Origin of the sequence: Saccharothrix sp. 6-C, from assembly GCF_016695385.1 — a bacterium.
In the GTDB taxonomy this organism is placed as follows: domain Bacteria; phylum Actinomycetota; class Actinomycetes; order Mycobacteriales; family Pseudonocardiaceae; genus Actinosynnema; species Actinosynnema texasense.
Map to the genome: position 1 here is coordinate 1,671,475 of NZ_CP064192.1, position 14,578 is coordinate 1,686,052.

General features: G+C 73.5%; 14 protein-coding genes. 3 read left to right on the forward strand and 11 right to left on the reverse strand.

Going from position 1 to position 14,578, the window contains the following annotated elements; translation table 11 throughout:
* Positions 1-93: 93 nt before the first annotated feature.
* Positions 94-504: a VOC family protein gene (locus tag IOD16_RS07755; RefSeq protein ID WP_123747954.1), complete on the reverse strand. Its 411-nt coding sequence runs from the start codon at positions 502-504 to the stop codon at positions 94-96.
* A gap of 5 nt (positions 505-509) precedes the next feature.
* Positions 510-959, reverse strand: a complete 450-nt coding sequence (locus IOD16_RS07760; protein WP_123742868.1) for a helix-turn-helix transcriptional regulator — start codon at positions 957-959, stop codon at positions 510-512.
* 84 nt (positions 960-1,043) lie between these two features.
* Here IOD16_RS07760 and IOD16_RS07765 point away from each other — a divergent pair, with 84 nt between their 5' ends.
* Positions 1,044-1,187: a hypothetical protein gene (locus IOD16_RS07765; RefSeq protein ID WP_201439490.1), complete on the forward strand. Its 144-nt coding sequence runs from the start codon at positions 1,044-1,046 to the stop codon at positions 1,185-1,187.
* Positions 1,188-1,318: 131 nt separating this feature from the next.
* Here IOD16_RS07765 and IOD16_RS07770 read toward each other — a convergent pair whose 3' ends face one another.
* The gene (locus IOD16_RS07770; protein WP_201439491.1) at positions 1,319-2,356 is read right to left on the reverse strand and encodes a sigma-70 family RNA polymerase sigma factor; all 1,038 of its coding nucleotides are present in this window, start codon (positions 2,354-2,356) and stop codon (positions 1,319-1,321) included.
* A 77-nt stretch (positions 2,357-2,433) separates the two neighbouring features.
* Between IOD16_RS07770 and IOD16_RS07775 the strand changes: the two genes are divergently transcribed.
* Complete coding sequence (locus tag IOD16_RS07775; protein WP_201439492.1) at positions 2,434-3,258, forward strand: alpha/beta fold hydrolase; 825 nt, start codon at positions 2,434-2,436, stop codon at positions 3,256-3,258.
* Between the two features lie 97 nt (positions 3,259-3,355).
* On the opposite strand, the gene IOD16_RS07780 is transcribed toward IOD16_RS07775, so the two are convergent.
* The 8 genes from IOD16_RS07780 to IOD16_RS07815 all read right to left on the reverse strand — a co-directional run bounded on the left by IOD16_RS07780 (position 3,356) and on the right by IOD16_RS07815 (position 11,660).
* Positions 3,356-4,555: an MFS transporter gene (locus IOD16_RS07780; protein WP_123742865.1), complete on the reverse strand. Its 1,200-nt coding sequence runs from the start codon at positions 4,553-4,555 to the stop codon at positions 3,356-3,358.
* A 326-nt stretch (positions 4,556-4,881) separates the two neighbouring features.
* A complete protein-coding gene (locus IOD16_RS07785) occupies positions 4,882-5,280 on the reverse strand; it encodes a pyridoxamine 5'-phosphate oxidase family protein (protein ID WP_201439493.1) in 399 nt (132 codons plus the stop codon).
* A gap of 19 nt (positions 5,281-5,299) precedes the next feature.
* Positions 5,300-6,736: an MFS transporter gene (locus IOD16_RS07790; protein WP_201439494.1), complete on the reverse strand. Its 1,437-nt coding sequence runs from the start codon at positions 6,734-6,736 to the stop codon at positions 5,300-5,302.
* A 73-nt stretch (positions 6,737-6,809) separates the two neighbouring features.
* Positions 6,810-7,298: a MarR family winged helix-turn-helix transcriptional regulator gene (locus tag IOD16_RS07795; RefSeq protein ID WP_123742862.1), complete on the reverse strand. Its 489-nt coding sequence runs from the start codon at positions 7,296-7,298 to the stop codon at positions 6,810-6,812.
* Between the two features lie 52 nt (positions 7,299-7,350).
* Entirely contained in the window at positions 7,351-8,691 is a 1,341-nt protein-coding gene (locus IOD16_RS07800; RefSeq protein WP_201439495.1) for a glycoside hydrolase family 6 protein, read from the reverse strand.
* Between the two features lie 98 nt (positions 8,692-8,789).
* Positions 8,790-9,440, reverse strand: coding sequence for a response regulator transcription factor (locus tag IOD16_RS07805; protein WP_123742860.1), 651 nt, complete (start codon positions 9,438-9,440; stop codon positions 8,790-8,792).
* Positions 9,425-10,603: a hypothetical protein gene (locus IOD16_RS07810; protein ID WP_236594807.1), complete on the reverse strand. Its 1,179-nt coding sequence runs from the start codon at positions 10,601-10,603 to the stop codon at positions 9,425-9,427. Before IOD16_RS07810 ends, IOD16_RS07805 begins: the two co-directional genes overlap by 16 nt.
* Complete coding sequence (locus IOD16_RS07815; protein WP_201439496.1) at positions 10,596-11,660, reverse strand: sensor histidine kinase; 1,065 nt, start codon at positions 11,658-11,660, stop codon at positions 10,596-10,598. Before IOD16_RS07815 ends, IOD16_RS07810 begins: the two co-directional genes overlap by 8 nt.
* Before the next feature lie 328 nt (positions 11,661-11,988).
* Here IOD16_RS07815 and IOD16_RS07820 point away from each other — a divergent pair, with 328 nt between their 5' ends.
* Positions 11,989-14,259, forward strand: coding sequence for a GH92 family glycosyl hydrolase (locus tag IOD16_RS07820; RefSeq protein WP_236594808.1), 2,271 nt, complete (start codon positions 11,989-11,991; stop codon positions 14,257-14,259).
* The last annotated feature ends 319 nt before the right edge of the window (positions 14,260-14,578 follow it).

The following is a 14,578-nucleotide window of genomic DNA, read 5'->3' on the forward strand; positions in this document are numbered from 1 at the left end:
CTCCATCTGGTTGTGCCGGGCGCGTTCGGGGTGCGGCGGCCCCGCTCCTGCGGACGTGGGAGCGGGGCGGCTCACGGCGGGGTGCGGCGCGGCTCAGCGCAGCTGCTGGATGCGGATCAGGTTGCCCGCCGGGTCGCGGAACGCGCAGTCGCGCACGCCGTAGGGGTGCTCGGTCGGTTCCTGGACGACTTCGGCCCCACCGGCCTGGAGCTCGTCGAACGTGCCGTCGAGGTCCTTGGTGGCGAGGTTGATCGCGGCGTAGGTGCCCTTGGCCATCATCTCGGTGATGGTGCGGCGCTCCTCGTCGGTGACGCCGGGGTCGGCGGCCGGCGGGTGCAGCACGATCGAGGTGCCGGGTTGGCCGGCGGGGCCGACCGTGATCCAGCGCATGCCCTCGTAGCCGACGTCGTTGCGCACCTCGAAGCCGAGGGTGTCGCGGTAGAAGGCGAGCGCGGCGTCCGGGTCGTCCTGCGGGAGGAAGGTCTGGTGAATGCTGATGTCCATGGCGGTCACGCTAGGTCGGGGCCCGGAGCGGACGCTTCTCGATTCCTGACCGGTCTGGTGACCTGCTTGGCCACGCACGCCGGCATGCCGCCCGTCGCGCCGGTGGCCTCCCGCCGGTACTCGCTGGGCGGCACGCCGACCAGCTCGGTGAACCGGGTGCTGAACGTGCCCAGCGACGAGCAGCCGACCGCGAAGCAGACCTCGGTGACGCTGAGGTCGCCCCGCCGCAGCAACGCCATCGCGCGTTCGATGCGCCGCGTCATCAGGTACGAGTACGGTGACTCGCCGTAGGCGCGCCGGAACTGGCGGCTGAGGTGCCCGGCGGACATGTTCACGCCGCGCGCGAGCGCCTCGACGTCCAGCGGCTGCGCGTACTCGCGGTCCATCCGGTCGCGGACGCGGCGCAACCTGGCCAGGTCGCGCAGGTGCTGCGTCGCGGCGGAGGTGCTGGTCACGTGCGCGATCGTGCCACATGACGGCACGCGGAGCAGGCCGGAACCCGGTGTCGCGGCGGGCTGGGCCGTGGCCGGCCGGCCGGTGTGCTCCACCCGGCGCCCGCCGGCGACCCGCACCGCACCCGGATCACCGAGCGCGACCTGGCCGCGGTGTGCGCCGACTACGCCGCGCTCGGTCAGCGGCGGCTCATCTGCACGAACACGGTCAGCGTGCTGGAGAGCCGATGATCCGCGAACGCCTCGCCCACCGTGAGATCGGCTCAACAGCTCGCGCCGCCCGGCACCGTTCGCGTCGCGACGCACGGCAGGTCGGTGGTGGAGATCGCGCACGAGGTGGTGCGCGCCGCCGGCTGGTGAGGTCACGGCAGTGAGGCGGGCAGGCCGAACAGCGGGAAGTGCTCCGCGCCGACGAACGACGTGACGTCCCGGATGAGGTCGCCGCGCAGCGTCAGCACGTTGACCGCCCACGCCAGGTAGGCGCCCGCGTCGTCGTCCCACAGGTAGCAGGCGACGGCGGGCTGGGCGTTGGCGCTGGTCACCCGGTGCCGCCAGGGCGGGCAGCCGCCCACCGGCACCCGCGCGACGAAGTCGGCGACCGCCTCGATGCCGCGGTACCAGTGCGGCAGCGGCGGCATCGACCAGGTGACGTCCTCGGTCAGCAACGCGACCATGGCGTCGGCGTCGCCGCGTTCCAGCGCGCCGGCGTAGTCGGCCACGACCTGCCGCAGCCGGGCGTCGTCGATCAGCCGCAACGCCTGCTGCCGGCCGTGCTCGGGCGCCTTCTCGGCGATCACCCGGCGGGCCCTGGCCAGGGCGGAGTTCACCGACGTGGCCGAGGTGCCCATCATCGCGGCGATCTCGGCCGCGGCGAACCCGAGCACCTCGAACAGCAGCAACGCCGCCCGCTGGTTGCCCGGCAGGTGCTGCAACGCGGCGACGAAGGCCAGCTCGACGGCCTCGCGCTGCGCGTAGCGCCCGGCCGGCCCGCTGTCGCGCAGGCCCGCGTCCGGGTACGGCCCGAGCCAGGCCACGTCGGTCAGGGGCACGTCGTCGAGCACGGTGCGGTCGGCGGCCGGCCCGAGGTCCACCGGCAGCGCGCGCCGGCCACGGCTCTCGACGGTGTCCAGGCAGGTGCGGGTGGCCACTTTGTACAGCCACGAGCGCAGCGAGCCGCGCCCTTCGAAGCCCGCCAGCCCGCGCCACGCGCGCAGCAGCGCGTCCTGGAGCGCATCATCGGCGTCGTGGGTGGAACCGAGCATGCGGTAGCAGTGGGCGTGCAGCTCCCGGCGCAGCGGCTCGACGAGGCGCGTGAACGCCGCACCGTCGCCCGCGCGCGCCCGCGTCAGGTCGGTGTCTTCGGCGCCCTCGGCGGAACTCGTCGCAAGAACTTCGTCCACGAGCGACGATTCTGCCCCAGGCGGGGAGTCACTACCGGCGTACGAGCACCGCACCGCCAGTTCCAGGAGGATCCGCGATGACCGAGACCGCCGTCACCGACACCCTGCGGGTGCCCGACGCGCTGCTGCACTACGAGGTGCGCGGCCGGGGACCGCTGGTGGTGCTCGCCGCCGCGCCGATGGACGCCAGGTCGTTCGAGCCGCTGGCCGACCTGCTCGCCGCGGACCACACCGTGCTCACCACGGACCCGCGCGGCATCTACCGCAGCCAGGTGGACGACCCGGACGCCGACGCCACGCCGGAACTGCGCGCCGACGACCTGGCCCGGCTCATCCGGCACCTCGACGTCGGCCCGGCGGCGGCCGTGCTCGGCTCCAGCGGCGGCGCGGTGAGCGTGCTGGCGCTGGCGCAGGCGCACCCCGGGCTGGCGCGCACCGTGATCGCCCACGAGCCGCCGCTGGACCAGCTCGTGGCGGACCGCGAGGACCTGCTCCGGCGGACCGACGAGATGGTCGCGACCTACCTGTCCGGCGACCCGCTCGGGGCGTGGCGTCAGTTCATGGCCATCGCGGACATCGACATGCCCGACGAGGTGGTCGAGCGGATGTTCGGCGGTGAGCGCTCGGCGCAGGACCTCGCCGACGAGCGGTTCCAGTACGAGCACATGCTCCGGCCGACCGTGCGGTGGGTGCCCGACCTCGACGCGCTGCGGTCGGCGTCGACCCGGATCGTGGTCGGCATCGGCGAGGACTCGGGCGGCGAGCTGTGCGAGCGCACGTCGGAGGCGTTGGCCCGCGGTCTCGGTGTCGAGCCGACCAGGTTCCCCGGTGGTCACGTCGGCTTCGCCGAGGACCCGCGGCGGTTCGCGGTCCGGCTGCGGGAGGTGCTGGGGGAGGGCTGAGCCGGGTTCGCGGGCGTGGGCTCCGGCCGGTCCCGTCTCGGTCGAGGCGGGACCGGCCGGCCGGTCCGGCGGCGTGCACGAGGAGCTCGTGCCGGGGTCAGGCGGGCACGCGGGAACGGGAGGTGAGGACGGACAGGGCGGCCACCGCCAGCCCGGCCAGGCTCAACGCCACCCCGACCCACGCGGTGGACGTGTAGCCCCAGCCCGCGTTGATGGCCAGGCCGCCCAGCCACGCGCCCGCGCCGTTGGCGATGTTCAACGCCGAGTGGTTCGACGACGACGCCAGCGACGGCGCGTCCGGTGAGGCGTCCATCAGCCGCACCTGCAACGCCGACGCCAGGACTTGTGACACGAGCCCGATGAGGAACACGGTCGTGAACGCCATCACCGGCGAGGTCGCGGTCAGCGCGAACACCACGAGCACGCCCGTCACCGCGATCAGCGACCCGAACACCGTGCCCATGACGGAGCGGTCCACGAACCGGCCGCCGACCGTGGCGCCGATCGTCATGCCGAGCCCGAACACCGCGAGCACCCACGGCACGGCGGAGGCGGACAGGGCGGTGACCTCGGTGGTGATGGGGGAGATGTAGGAGTAGACGGCGAACATGCCGCCGAACCCGATCATGCCGGTGAGCAGCGCGAACCACACCTGGGGCCGGCGGAACGCGCTCAGCTCGGCGGCCATGCCGGCGTCCCTCGGCGCGGGCACCCGGGGCAGCCACCTGGCCACCGCCACCGCCGTCGCGACGGCGATCACGGCCACCGCGAGGTACGCGACCCGCCACCCGATCTGCTGACCGGCGGCGGTGGCGACCGGCACGCCGACCAGGTTGGCCACGGTCAGGCCGATCATGATCCGGGCGACCGCCGTGCCACGCCGCTCCGGTGGCACGAGGGTGGTCGCGACCACGGCCGCGATGCCGAAGTACGCGCCGTGGGGCAACCCGGCCACGAACCGCGCGGTCATCAGCAGGGCGGTGTTGGGCGCGATGGCGGACAGGCCGTTGCCCAGCGCCAGGGCGAGGGTCAGCCCGATCAGCAGGCCCTTGCGGGGCAGCTTCGCGGCCAGTCCGGCGATGAGCGGCGCGCCGACCACCACGCCGAGCGCGTACAGGCTGATCGCGTGGCCGGCGGTGGGGATGGAGATGTCGAACGTGGCCGCCATCTGCGGCAGCAGGCCCATCGTGGCGAACTCGGTGGTCCCGATGGCGAACCCGCCCAGCGCCAGCGCGACCATGGCGGCCCCGCCGCCGTTGCCGCGACGGGTGGCAGTGGACCCGGCGGTCGCCGTCATGCATCGCTCCTGTCAGCTGTCCCGAGTCGACAGTGACCGCGCGACGTAGATTGCTTAGCCAGCGAAACTATTTTAGCCGGTTCGCTCCGGACCGGCCGCACGCGCACCGCGTGCCACTGCTCACAGGTCACCGCCGACGGGCGCGGAACCCGCTGGTGAGGCCCGTGGTTTCTCGCTGGATGGCGATCGGTCCCGAGGTCGTCGCGCCGCCGCCGGCCGCTGCGGTCGGGTCGATGCGGAGCCCGGTGAGCCAGTGTCCGGGAGGCGGCGTCGGGCTTCCGGCTGTCGCTGGTGTTCCCCGCTCACACCACCGGGATCGGCCCGGGTCAGCTCCCGACCCGGGGCCCCACGTCCAGCGCGGTGCCGTAGAGGCGGGTCGCGGCGATCGTGATGGTCAGGCGGCGATCCGGGGCGAGGTCCGGTCCGTCCGCCGCCTCCACCAGCTCCGCGTCGCCCTCCACCACCGCGAACGACCACACGTCCGGCCCGCTCACGTGCAGCGAGACCTTCGGGTCGGCCCGGATCTGGCGGGCTTTCAGGCGGTCGGCGGTGGTCGACACCCGGATCACCCGCTCGTCGGCGTCCCACTGGTAGAGCACGGTGGACAGGTGGGGGTGGCCGCTGCGCTTCACGGTCGCGAGCACGCCGAACCGCTGCCCGCCGAGCAGGTCCACCAGTTCGTCGTCGGTCAGGGTGCGGGGCGCGGGGCCGGCGTTGACGGTCATGTCGATCTCCTCGGGGGAGTCAGGCGGAACGCTTGCGCAGGACGATCAGGGCGACCGTGAAGGCGGCGACGAGCAACGCGGCGGCGACGGTGAACGCCATGTGGTACCCGGCGGTCAGCGCGACCGGCCCGGTGGCGCCCGACGCCCGCTCCTCCCCGATCCGCGCGGCGGCCAGCGTGGACAGCACGGCCACGCCCACGGCCATGCCGACCTGCTGCGTGGTGTTGAACAGGCCGGACACCAGGCCCGCGTCGTCCGGCCGGGCGTCGGACATGCCCAGCGACGCCAGCGCCGGCAGCACGAGCCCGCCACCGGCGACCAGCAGCATGACGGGCAGCAGGTCGGTGGCGTAGTCGGCGTCCACCGGGACGGAGGTCAGCTTCACCATCGCGCCCGCCAGCAGCGCCAGTCCGACCAGCAGCACCGCGCGCTCGCCGAACCGCGTGGTCAACCGGGCCGAGGCGAACAGCGACACACCGCCGATCGCGACCGCCGCCGGCAGCATCGCCAGCCCGGTGGCCAGCGCGCCGTAGGCCAGCACCTCCTGCATGAACAGCGCCACGATGACCTGGAACGCGAACATCGCCGACAGGGTGAGGACCTGCACCAGGTTCGCGCCGACCACGTTGCGGGAACGCAGGATCCGCAGCGGCATCAACGGCGTGCGCGCACGGGCCTGCCGCACGGTGAACGCGGCCAGCAACGCGACCGACACGGCCCCGAGGCCGAGCGTGTGCGCCGCCGTCCAGCCGTGCTGCTCGACCTTCACCACGGTGTAGAGGCCGAGCACCAGGCCGCTCGTGACCAGCGCCGCGCCGAGCACGTCGGCCCCGGCGGACAGGCCCGCGCCCCGGTGGGCCGGCAGCACGCGGATCGCGAGCAGCACGGTGGCCACACCGATCGGCAGGTTGATGAAGAAGATCCAGTGCCAGCTCAACGCGTCGGTCAGCACACCGCCCAGCACCTGCCCGATGGACGCGCCCGCCGCGCCGGTGAAGCTGAACACGCCGATGGCCTTGGCGCGTTCCGCCGGGTCGGTGAACAGGGTGACCAGGATGCCGAGCACGACCGCCGACGTCATCGCGCTGCCCGCGCCCTGGAGGAACCGGGCCGCGATGAGCAGCCCCGGCGTGCCGGCCGCGCCCGCCAGCAGCGACGCGGCGGTGAAGACGGCGGTGCCGGCCAGGAACATCGCCTTGCGGCCGACCAGGTCGCCGAGCCGGCCGGCGAGCAGCAGCAGGCCGCCGAACGCGATCAGGTAGGCGTTGACGGTCCAGCTCAGGCCGGCGGGGGAGAAGCCGAGGTCGTGCTGGATGGCGGGCATCGCCACGGTGACGATGCTGCCGTCGAGGACGGTCATCAGCATCGCGGCGGACAGCACGACCAGCGCGGACCAGCGGTTGGGTCGGGGGCGGTCGTGCGGTGCGCCGAGCGGCTGGTCGAGCGAGGACGACATGGTTCTCTCCTGTTCCGGCGGTGACAGGAGGAACCGTAGCGGATAGTTTTGTTACAGACAATCTAGCTCGGACTCACCTGGTGCTCTCGCGGGCGCGGCGGGCAGTCTGCGGCGCCGGGATCGGGGTCGACAGATGGCCGCCGACCAGCAGGTTCAGCGCGGCCAGCAGAGCTTCGCGATCTTTGCCGGGCAGCGACTCCAGAGCGGCCCGGTGCACCCCGTCCACGACCGCCTGGCTCCGCGCGGCCAGCTCGGCGCCCTTCTCGGTGACGGCGATGATCCGGGCCCGCCGGTCGGTGGTGGACGGTCGGCGCTCGGCGAGCCCGGCCTTCTCCAGCGCGTCCACCGTGACCACCATCGTGGTCTTGTCCATGTCCCCGAGCTCGGCCAGCTGGATCTGCGTGCGCTCCTCCTGCAAGGCGTGCACGAGGACGCAGTGCATCCGCGCGGTCAGCCCGATCTCGGCCAGCGCCGCCGCGATCCGGGTGCGCAGCACGTGGCTGGTGTGGTCCAGGAGGAACGACAGGTCGGATTCGGTGCGGGCTGGGGCCATGGCGGACATGGCCCCAGTCTAGCTAGTCGGACAGCACCGGATTATCCGCAAGAAACCTGTTTCAGAGTGCCGGGTGGGCGTTGCGCAGCAGCTCCTGGAACTGCGCCGAGTGCCAGCGACCGGCCGGTGGCGCGTCCGGCCACGCGTCGGTCGGGTCCGGCGTGGCGTCCGGGCGACCGGTGTAGGTGGGGTCGCACTCCCGGGTGAACGGCTCGTCGGCGATCGGCAGCGGGATGCTCGCGCCGTCCGACTCGCCCGGCGGCTTCATCCACACGTACGCGTCCACGTTCGGCCGCGGCGCGGCGACCGGGCGTTCGCCCAGGCCCGTGCCGGTCTGGTTGCACCAGTTGTAGATCCGGGTCCTGCGGTCGATCCGGCTGGTGTCGACGTAGGTGTCCACGTTCGTCTCGTAACCCGGCTCGGTCGGCCGGTCGGGGCCGCCCCAGCCGTTGCGGGAGGTGTCGACCAGCACGCCGACGCGCGGGTCGAAGCCCGCCGCCACCGCCTCGGACCGGAAGGCGTCCGCGAACGACAGCTCGTCGATGAACGGGTTCCAGTCGATCCACCTGCTCTGCCGGATGTGCTGGCCGCTGATCGTCGCCTTGACGATGAACTCCTCCCGCAGCGCGGAGTAGTCGGCGGTGTTGGCGATGAAACCGTGCACGGCGCCGAGCCGGCTGCCGCCCGAGGTCGCCGCCTTCACCAGCAGCGCCAGCGTCAGCTCGCGGTCCTCGTCCCAGCCGATGTGGCCGTGGTGGCTGATGTCGAGGTAGTTGTAGACGTTGCGGATCGCGCCGAGCTTCGCCAGCGCGTACCCGATGCCCTCGGTGTACGCGCCGGACGACTTGACGTACTCGCAGCCGAGGGTGGCGTCGTTGCGCGGCAGGACGTGGGTGACGAGGAACGGCAACGAGTCGGGCTCCACGACCGTGACGATCCGCAGCGGCGCGTACGCCGGGTCGGCCAGGATCGCGGCGATCGGGTCGACGAACTCCTGCTTGTAGCGCGGCAGCTCGTTCCAGGCCAGCTCGCCGCCGGGGGCCAGTCGGCCGCAGTCGCGGCCCGGCAGGTCCCACAGCACGAGCTGGACCAGGTTGGCGTTCTGCCGCAGCGCTTCGTCCAGGTGGGCGCGCAGGCCCATCTTCCCGTCGGCGCCCTGGACGGACGCGATGCTGCCGAGCCACACGCCGGTCGGCCGGTCGGACACGGCCGTGCCGCCCGGTTCGGCGGCGGCCCGCGCGGACCACTCGGGGTTGACGTAGGGGCGGGCGCCGACGTACGGGTTGTCCAGGCGGGGCGACCAGTGCGGCGCGGTGCTCGCGCCGGCCGGGGTGGTGACGGTGAGGCCGGCGGCGATCGCGACCGCCGTCAGCGCGTGGCCGACGCGGATGAGGGATCTCATGTACTGCTACCTCCGGTGATCACGACGAGGTGAGGGAGGCGGTGTGCTGCCACCGTACCGCGCGGGCACGACGCCCGACCGTGATCACGGAGTCCGGGTCAGAGGTCGTCCACGCCGATCAGCCCGTCCTGGATCGCCCGCGCCACCAGCGCGGCCTTCGTCGGCGCCTCCCGGCCGATCAGCGCGTACTTGACCCGGATCCGCTCCAGGTGCGAGTTCACCGTGCTCAGCGAGATCCCCAGCCGCTGCGCCACGAACTCCTTGGACTCCGACTGGAACCACTCGACCAGCACCTCGACCTCGCGCGCCGACAACGCGGGCCGGTGGTCGGACCGGTCGCCCGCCAACGCGCCCGCCAGCGACGGCGGCGTGTACGACCGGCCCTCCGCCGCCGCCCGGGTCGCCTGCACGAGGTGCTCCGCGCCCTCCGCCTTGGTCAGGTAGCACAACGCGCCCAGCTCCAGGCACTGCAACGCGATGTCGTCGTCGGCGCGCATCGAGTACACGACCACCCGCCGGCCCGCCTCGACCAGCCGCCGCAGGTCGCCGAGCACCGGCGTCGGTCCGCCCAGGTGCAGGTCGAGGATCACCACGTCGGCGTCCGCGCCCTCGCCGAGCCACGCCGAGCGCACGTCCTCGCCGCTCGCGGCCACCCGGATCGGTGGCGTGCCGCAGGACAGCCAGTAGGCGACGCCCGCCCGCACCGCGGGGTGGTCGTCCACCACCACCGCGCTCAGCTCGTCCGCCATCTGGCCTCCATTCGCGTGTGCCGACCGTACGTCCCGCTTTCGACCTCCACCGGACCGGTCGCGGTTCCCACCTCGACGCCCGCGTCGGCGATCACCGCCACCCGCACCTCGCCCTCGGTGCGCAGCAGGCTCACCCGGGCCCGCTCCCGCGCCGCCGACAACGCCTCCGCCAGCGGCCCGGTCAGCGCGCGCCGCACGTCGGTCGGCACCGGCACCGGCGCGCCGCTGACCGCGAGCGACACCGCCACCCCGCGCCGTTCGGCGACGTGCACGCACGCCGTGACCTCGTGCACCAGGGGGTCGGGCACGTCGTCGTTCTCGGCGAACAACCGCCGCAGCTGCGTGGCCGCGAGCGCGCACCGCCGCCGGGTGTCCTCGGCGCGGGGGTCGAGCACGCCGTCGGCGAGGTCCGCGAGCAGCGGCAGGGTGGCGCCGAGCTGCCCGGCGAACCCGGCGCGCAGGTCGTGCTCCCACTGCTCGGCCAACGCGGCCCGGGTCGCCGCGCGCTCGCGTTCGGCGGCGACCTCGGCGGCTTGGCGCGCGCTGCGCAGCAGGATGCGGGACATCGCCACGACACCGAGCTGGAGGCTGGTCACGCTGAGCACGACCACGCCCGCGTTGCCGATCTCGGCCCGGTCGGGCGTGCCGCTGAGCAGCCACTGGGCGACGTTGAGCACGAGGAGGGCGGCCAGCGAGGTGAGCAGCGCGGGCACCCGGTCCAGCAGCAACAGCAGCAGGTGCCAGCCGACCAGCCCGTACGCCCAGTCCGCCGGGCCGAAGTGGGCGTTCGGCGGCAACGCCGCGGTCGCCACCCCGGAGACGACCACCACCGCCACCACACCACCCGCCACCACCGGCGCGGGCAGCGGCTTGCGCCTCACCACCCACACCGCGCACAGCAGCGTGACCAGCGCGGGGACGGCGAACGCGACCCGCTCGGCCGGCCCGTGCGCGTGGGCGAGGAAGGGCGCGAGGCCGAGGCTCGGCTGCACCACGGCGGTCAGGACGAGCAGGACCAGCCGCAGGCTGGCGAACACGTGCGCCTCGGCCTCACGGCTCTCGTCCCCGGCCGGCTCCGCCCAGCGGTGCCGTCGCGGGTGGGGGTTCCGGTGCGTCGGTCCGAGGTCGGCGGGGCGGGTCGTCCGAGCGAGGTCCTCAGCCACGGGGCCACGCCAGCCGCACGGTCGTCCGGCCCGGCCGGGAGGTCACCTCGGCGGTGCCGCCGACCGCCGCCATCCGCTCCACCACCGACCCCCGGATGCCCCGCCGGTGGTCCGACACCGCCCCGACGTCGAACCCCCGCCCCGAGTCCGCCACCCGCACCTCGACACCACCGCCGATCGCCCTCACGTGCACCTCGGCCGCCCCCGTGCCCGCGTGCCGCTCCACGTTCGCCAACGCCTCCCGCACCGCCCGCACCAGCGCCAACGCCACCGAAGCCGGCACGAGCGCGCTCTCCCACCGCGCGTCGACGGCCAACGGGCTGTGCTCCACCACCGCCCGCAACGACGACCCGACGTCCACCGCGCTGTCCCTCGGCACACCCGACGTGCCGGTCAGCAGGTCGAGGTCCCGCCGCGCGTACCCGGCGACCTCGGCCTGGTCGGCTTCCCGCCCGTCGACCGCCACCACCAGGAACGTCGCCGACGCCGTGTCGTGCAGCAACGCCAGGTACTCGCGCTCACGCCCGCGCCGCTCCAGCGCCACCGCCTCGGCCCGCTCCATCGCGGCCCGCCTCGTCCGCAGCTCGTCCACCCGCCGTGACGACCGGCGCACCAGCCGGAACGCCGCCAGCGCCACCGCGCACTCCACGACCACCCGCAGCACCGCGGCGCCGTCGAACCCGGCCGCGGTGACGTACACCGCCAGCAGCGCGGCCGTCGTCGGCACGGTGACCTTCGGCGACCACTGCCACTGCGCGGTGATCGCGGTGGTGGTGAGCACGTTGAACGTCCACTGGCCCGTGCCGCCGAGCTCGTCGTGCGCCGCGCACAGCGCCACCACCCGCACGACCGCGAGCACGAACGACAGCCGTGGCGACCTGAAGTCCGCGACCGCGCCGATCAGCACCAGGCCGAGCAGCCCCAGCCCGAGCGGCAGGGCCTCGGTCGGCACCGACAGCACGCCGAACACGCTGATCAGGCTGACGCCGACACCGCGGACCGGTCCGGCGAACCGCGCGATGGCGGTCAGGAGCTCCGTCTCGACCTGACCCGGCATGCCGCGACCCTAGCCGCACCGTCCCCGGTGGACGCCGGGTGACGGGCCGGCCAACGGGGGAGAGCGCTCCCATGACAACAGCGGACAGAACCCGTGCCGGGCCTTCCGCACCGCCTGGCGGGTTGGGTAGACCCGAGGGGCGAGGGGCGAGGGCAGGGCGGCTGGGAGGCGGGACGTCGTGCGGGACGCGGTGCGGGTGTTCACGGCCGGGTTGGTGGTCGTCCTGGTGTCAGGGCTGACACCAGGGGTGGGCTCGGCGGCAGGGTCGACGGCGGGGCCGTCGGGGCCGTCGGGGTCGGCGGGACCGGATGGGTCGGCTGGGTCGGCGGTGGACCACGTCGACCCGCTGATCGGGTCGGCGGGCGGCGGCAACACCTACCCCGGCGCGGTGCGGCCGTTCGGGATGATCTCGTGGAGCCCCACCAGCACCCGAGGCGACCAGACCGACACCGGCGCGGCCAACGGCTACGCCTACGACGCCACCAGGGTCCGCGGGTTCAGCCTCACCCACGTCAACGGCGCGGGCTGCCACCCCGGCGCGGCGGGCGACGTGCCGATCATGCCGTTCGTCGGCGAGGTCACCGGCTCGCCCACGGCCGACGTCCGCGACGAGGTCTACGCCGCGGACTTCTCCCACGCCGACGAGACGGCCACACCGGGCCGGTACTCGGTGGCACTGGCCTCCGGCGCGTCGGCCGACCTGAGCGTGACCACCCGGGCGGGCGTCGGCGACTTCACCTTCCCGCGCGACCGGCCCGCCGCCCTGCTGTTCCGGGTCTCGAACTCGCTCAACGGCAGCGAGGACGCCGAGGTCACCATCGACCCGGACACCCGCACCGTGTCGGGGTCGGTGCTGACGGGCGCGTTCTGCGGCCGGCGGGCCAACGGCGGCGCGAACAACAAGAAGACCTACTACCGGCTGCACTTCACCGCGTCGTTCGACCGGGCGTTCGCGGGCACCGGCACGTGGGTCGACGGCACGCTCCAGCCCGGCGGCACCACCGCGCGCGGCGGCGAGGGCTACGAGACCGGCGCGGCGCGGCGAGGGCGCGGGTCGGGCGGCTACGTCACGTTCGACACCTCCCGCGACGACGACGTGCGCGTGCGCGTCGGCATCTCGTACACCAGCGCGGACGCCGCACGCCGCAACCTGGACCGCGAGATCCGCCCGCACGACGACGTGGACGACATCGCCGCCGACGCCCGCCGCGAGTGGGCGCGGCAACTGCGGGCCGTCGAGGTCTCCGGCGGCGCGGACGCCCTGCGCACCACGTTCTACACGGCCCTCTACCACGTGTTCCTGCAACCGAACGTGACCAGCGACGTGGACGGCACGTACCTCGGCAGCGACCGCCGCGTGCACCGCCTCGAACACGGCCAACGCGCCCAGTACGGCAACTTCTCCGGCTGGGACCAGTACCGCGCCCACACCCAGCTGCTGGCGCTCCTGGAGCCGCAGATCGCCTCCGACTACGCCCAGTCACTGCTCAACCTGGCCCGCCAGAACGGCGGCGTGTGGGACCGCTGGGTGCACGTCAACGGACCGACGCACGTGATGACCGGCGACCCGTCCGCGCCGGCGCTCGCCGGGATGCACGCCATGGGCGCGCGGGACTTCGACGTGCGAGCGGCGTTCGAGTCGCTGGTGCGCCAGGCCACCGTGCCGCACCCGGACGGCCTGTCCGACAAGGGGTGCCCGGGCCAGTGCGAGGGGCAGCGGCCGAACCTCGCCGAGTACCTGCGCCTGGGCTACGCGCCGCAGGACACGTGCCACTGCTGGGGCGGCGCGGCGGAGACGTTGGAAGACGCCACGGCCGACTTCGCGTTGGCCGACTGGGCGCGGCGGCTCGGACGTGACGACGTGCGCGACGTGCTGCTGCCCCGGGCGGGCTGGTGGCGCAACACCTTCAACCCGGCGGCGGGGGACGGCGGCCACCAGCAGGCGCGGCGGGCCGACGGCACGTGGGTGTCGCCGTTCAGCCCGTCGTCGGACCTCGGGTTCGCCCAGGGCACGAGCGCGACCTACACGTGGATGGTGCGCCACGACGTGACCGGCCTCGCGGCGGCGATGGGCGGGCCGGAGCGGGCGGTCCAGCGGTTGGACGCGTTCTTCCGCAAAGCGGACGGATCGTGGGCGACCGGCGGCGACGGCCTGCGCTACGACCCGACCAACGAGCCCGGCATCCACGTCCCGTGGCTCTACAACGCGTTGGGACAGCCGTGGAAGACCCAGGAAACCGTGCGCGCCATGGCGTCCCTGGTATACCGGACGGGACCGGGCGGACTGCCCGGCAACGACGACCTCGGCACGATGTCGGCGTGGTACGTGTTCGCGGCGCTCGGCGTGTACCCGCGCACGGCGAGCGGGGCGGAGCTGTCGTTGTCCAGCCCGATGTTCCCCCGGGCGAAGCTCAACCGGAAGGACGCGCCGACTCTCACCATCAGCGCGCCCGCCGCTTCGCCTTCCCACGTGTACGTGCGCGGCGCGGCTTTGAACGGCCGATCGCACGCCCAGTCGTGGCTGACGGCGGACTTCGTCGAACGGGGCGGTCACCTCGTCGTGGACGTCTCCACCACCCCAGACCCCACCTGGGGCTAACCGGCGTGTCCTACCTTCCGAACGCGCGTGTCCTACGTCCAGAACGCGCGTGTCCTACGTTCCGGTTGGTCGAGTTGAGCGTTGAGGGTGGCGAGAGTCCAACGGTGAGGGTGCGAGAGTCCAACGTTGGTGAGAGGTGAGTTCAACGTTCGGTGGTTGGTGGTGAAGGCCGGCTCGATTTGACATGGGGCCCTTACGGGCGCTCCAGGCAGGCCAAAGCCGGGCAGGCCTGGCGGATAAAGCGCCCGCCAAGCCTGCCCGGCTTCGACCAGCCTAAGAACTCCTAACAGAATGATCTTGGGTATGCTGTGATCTTGTC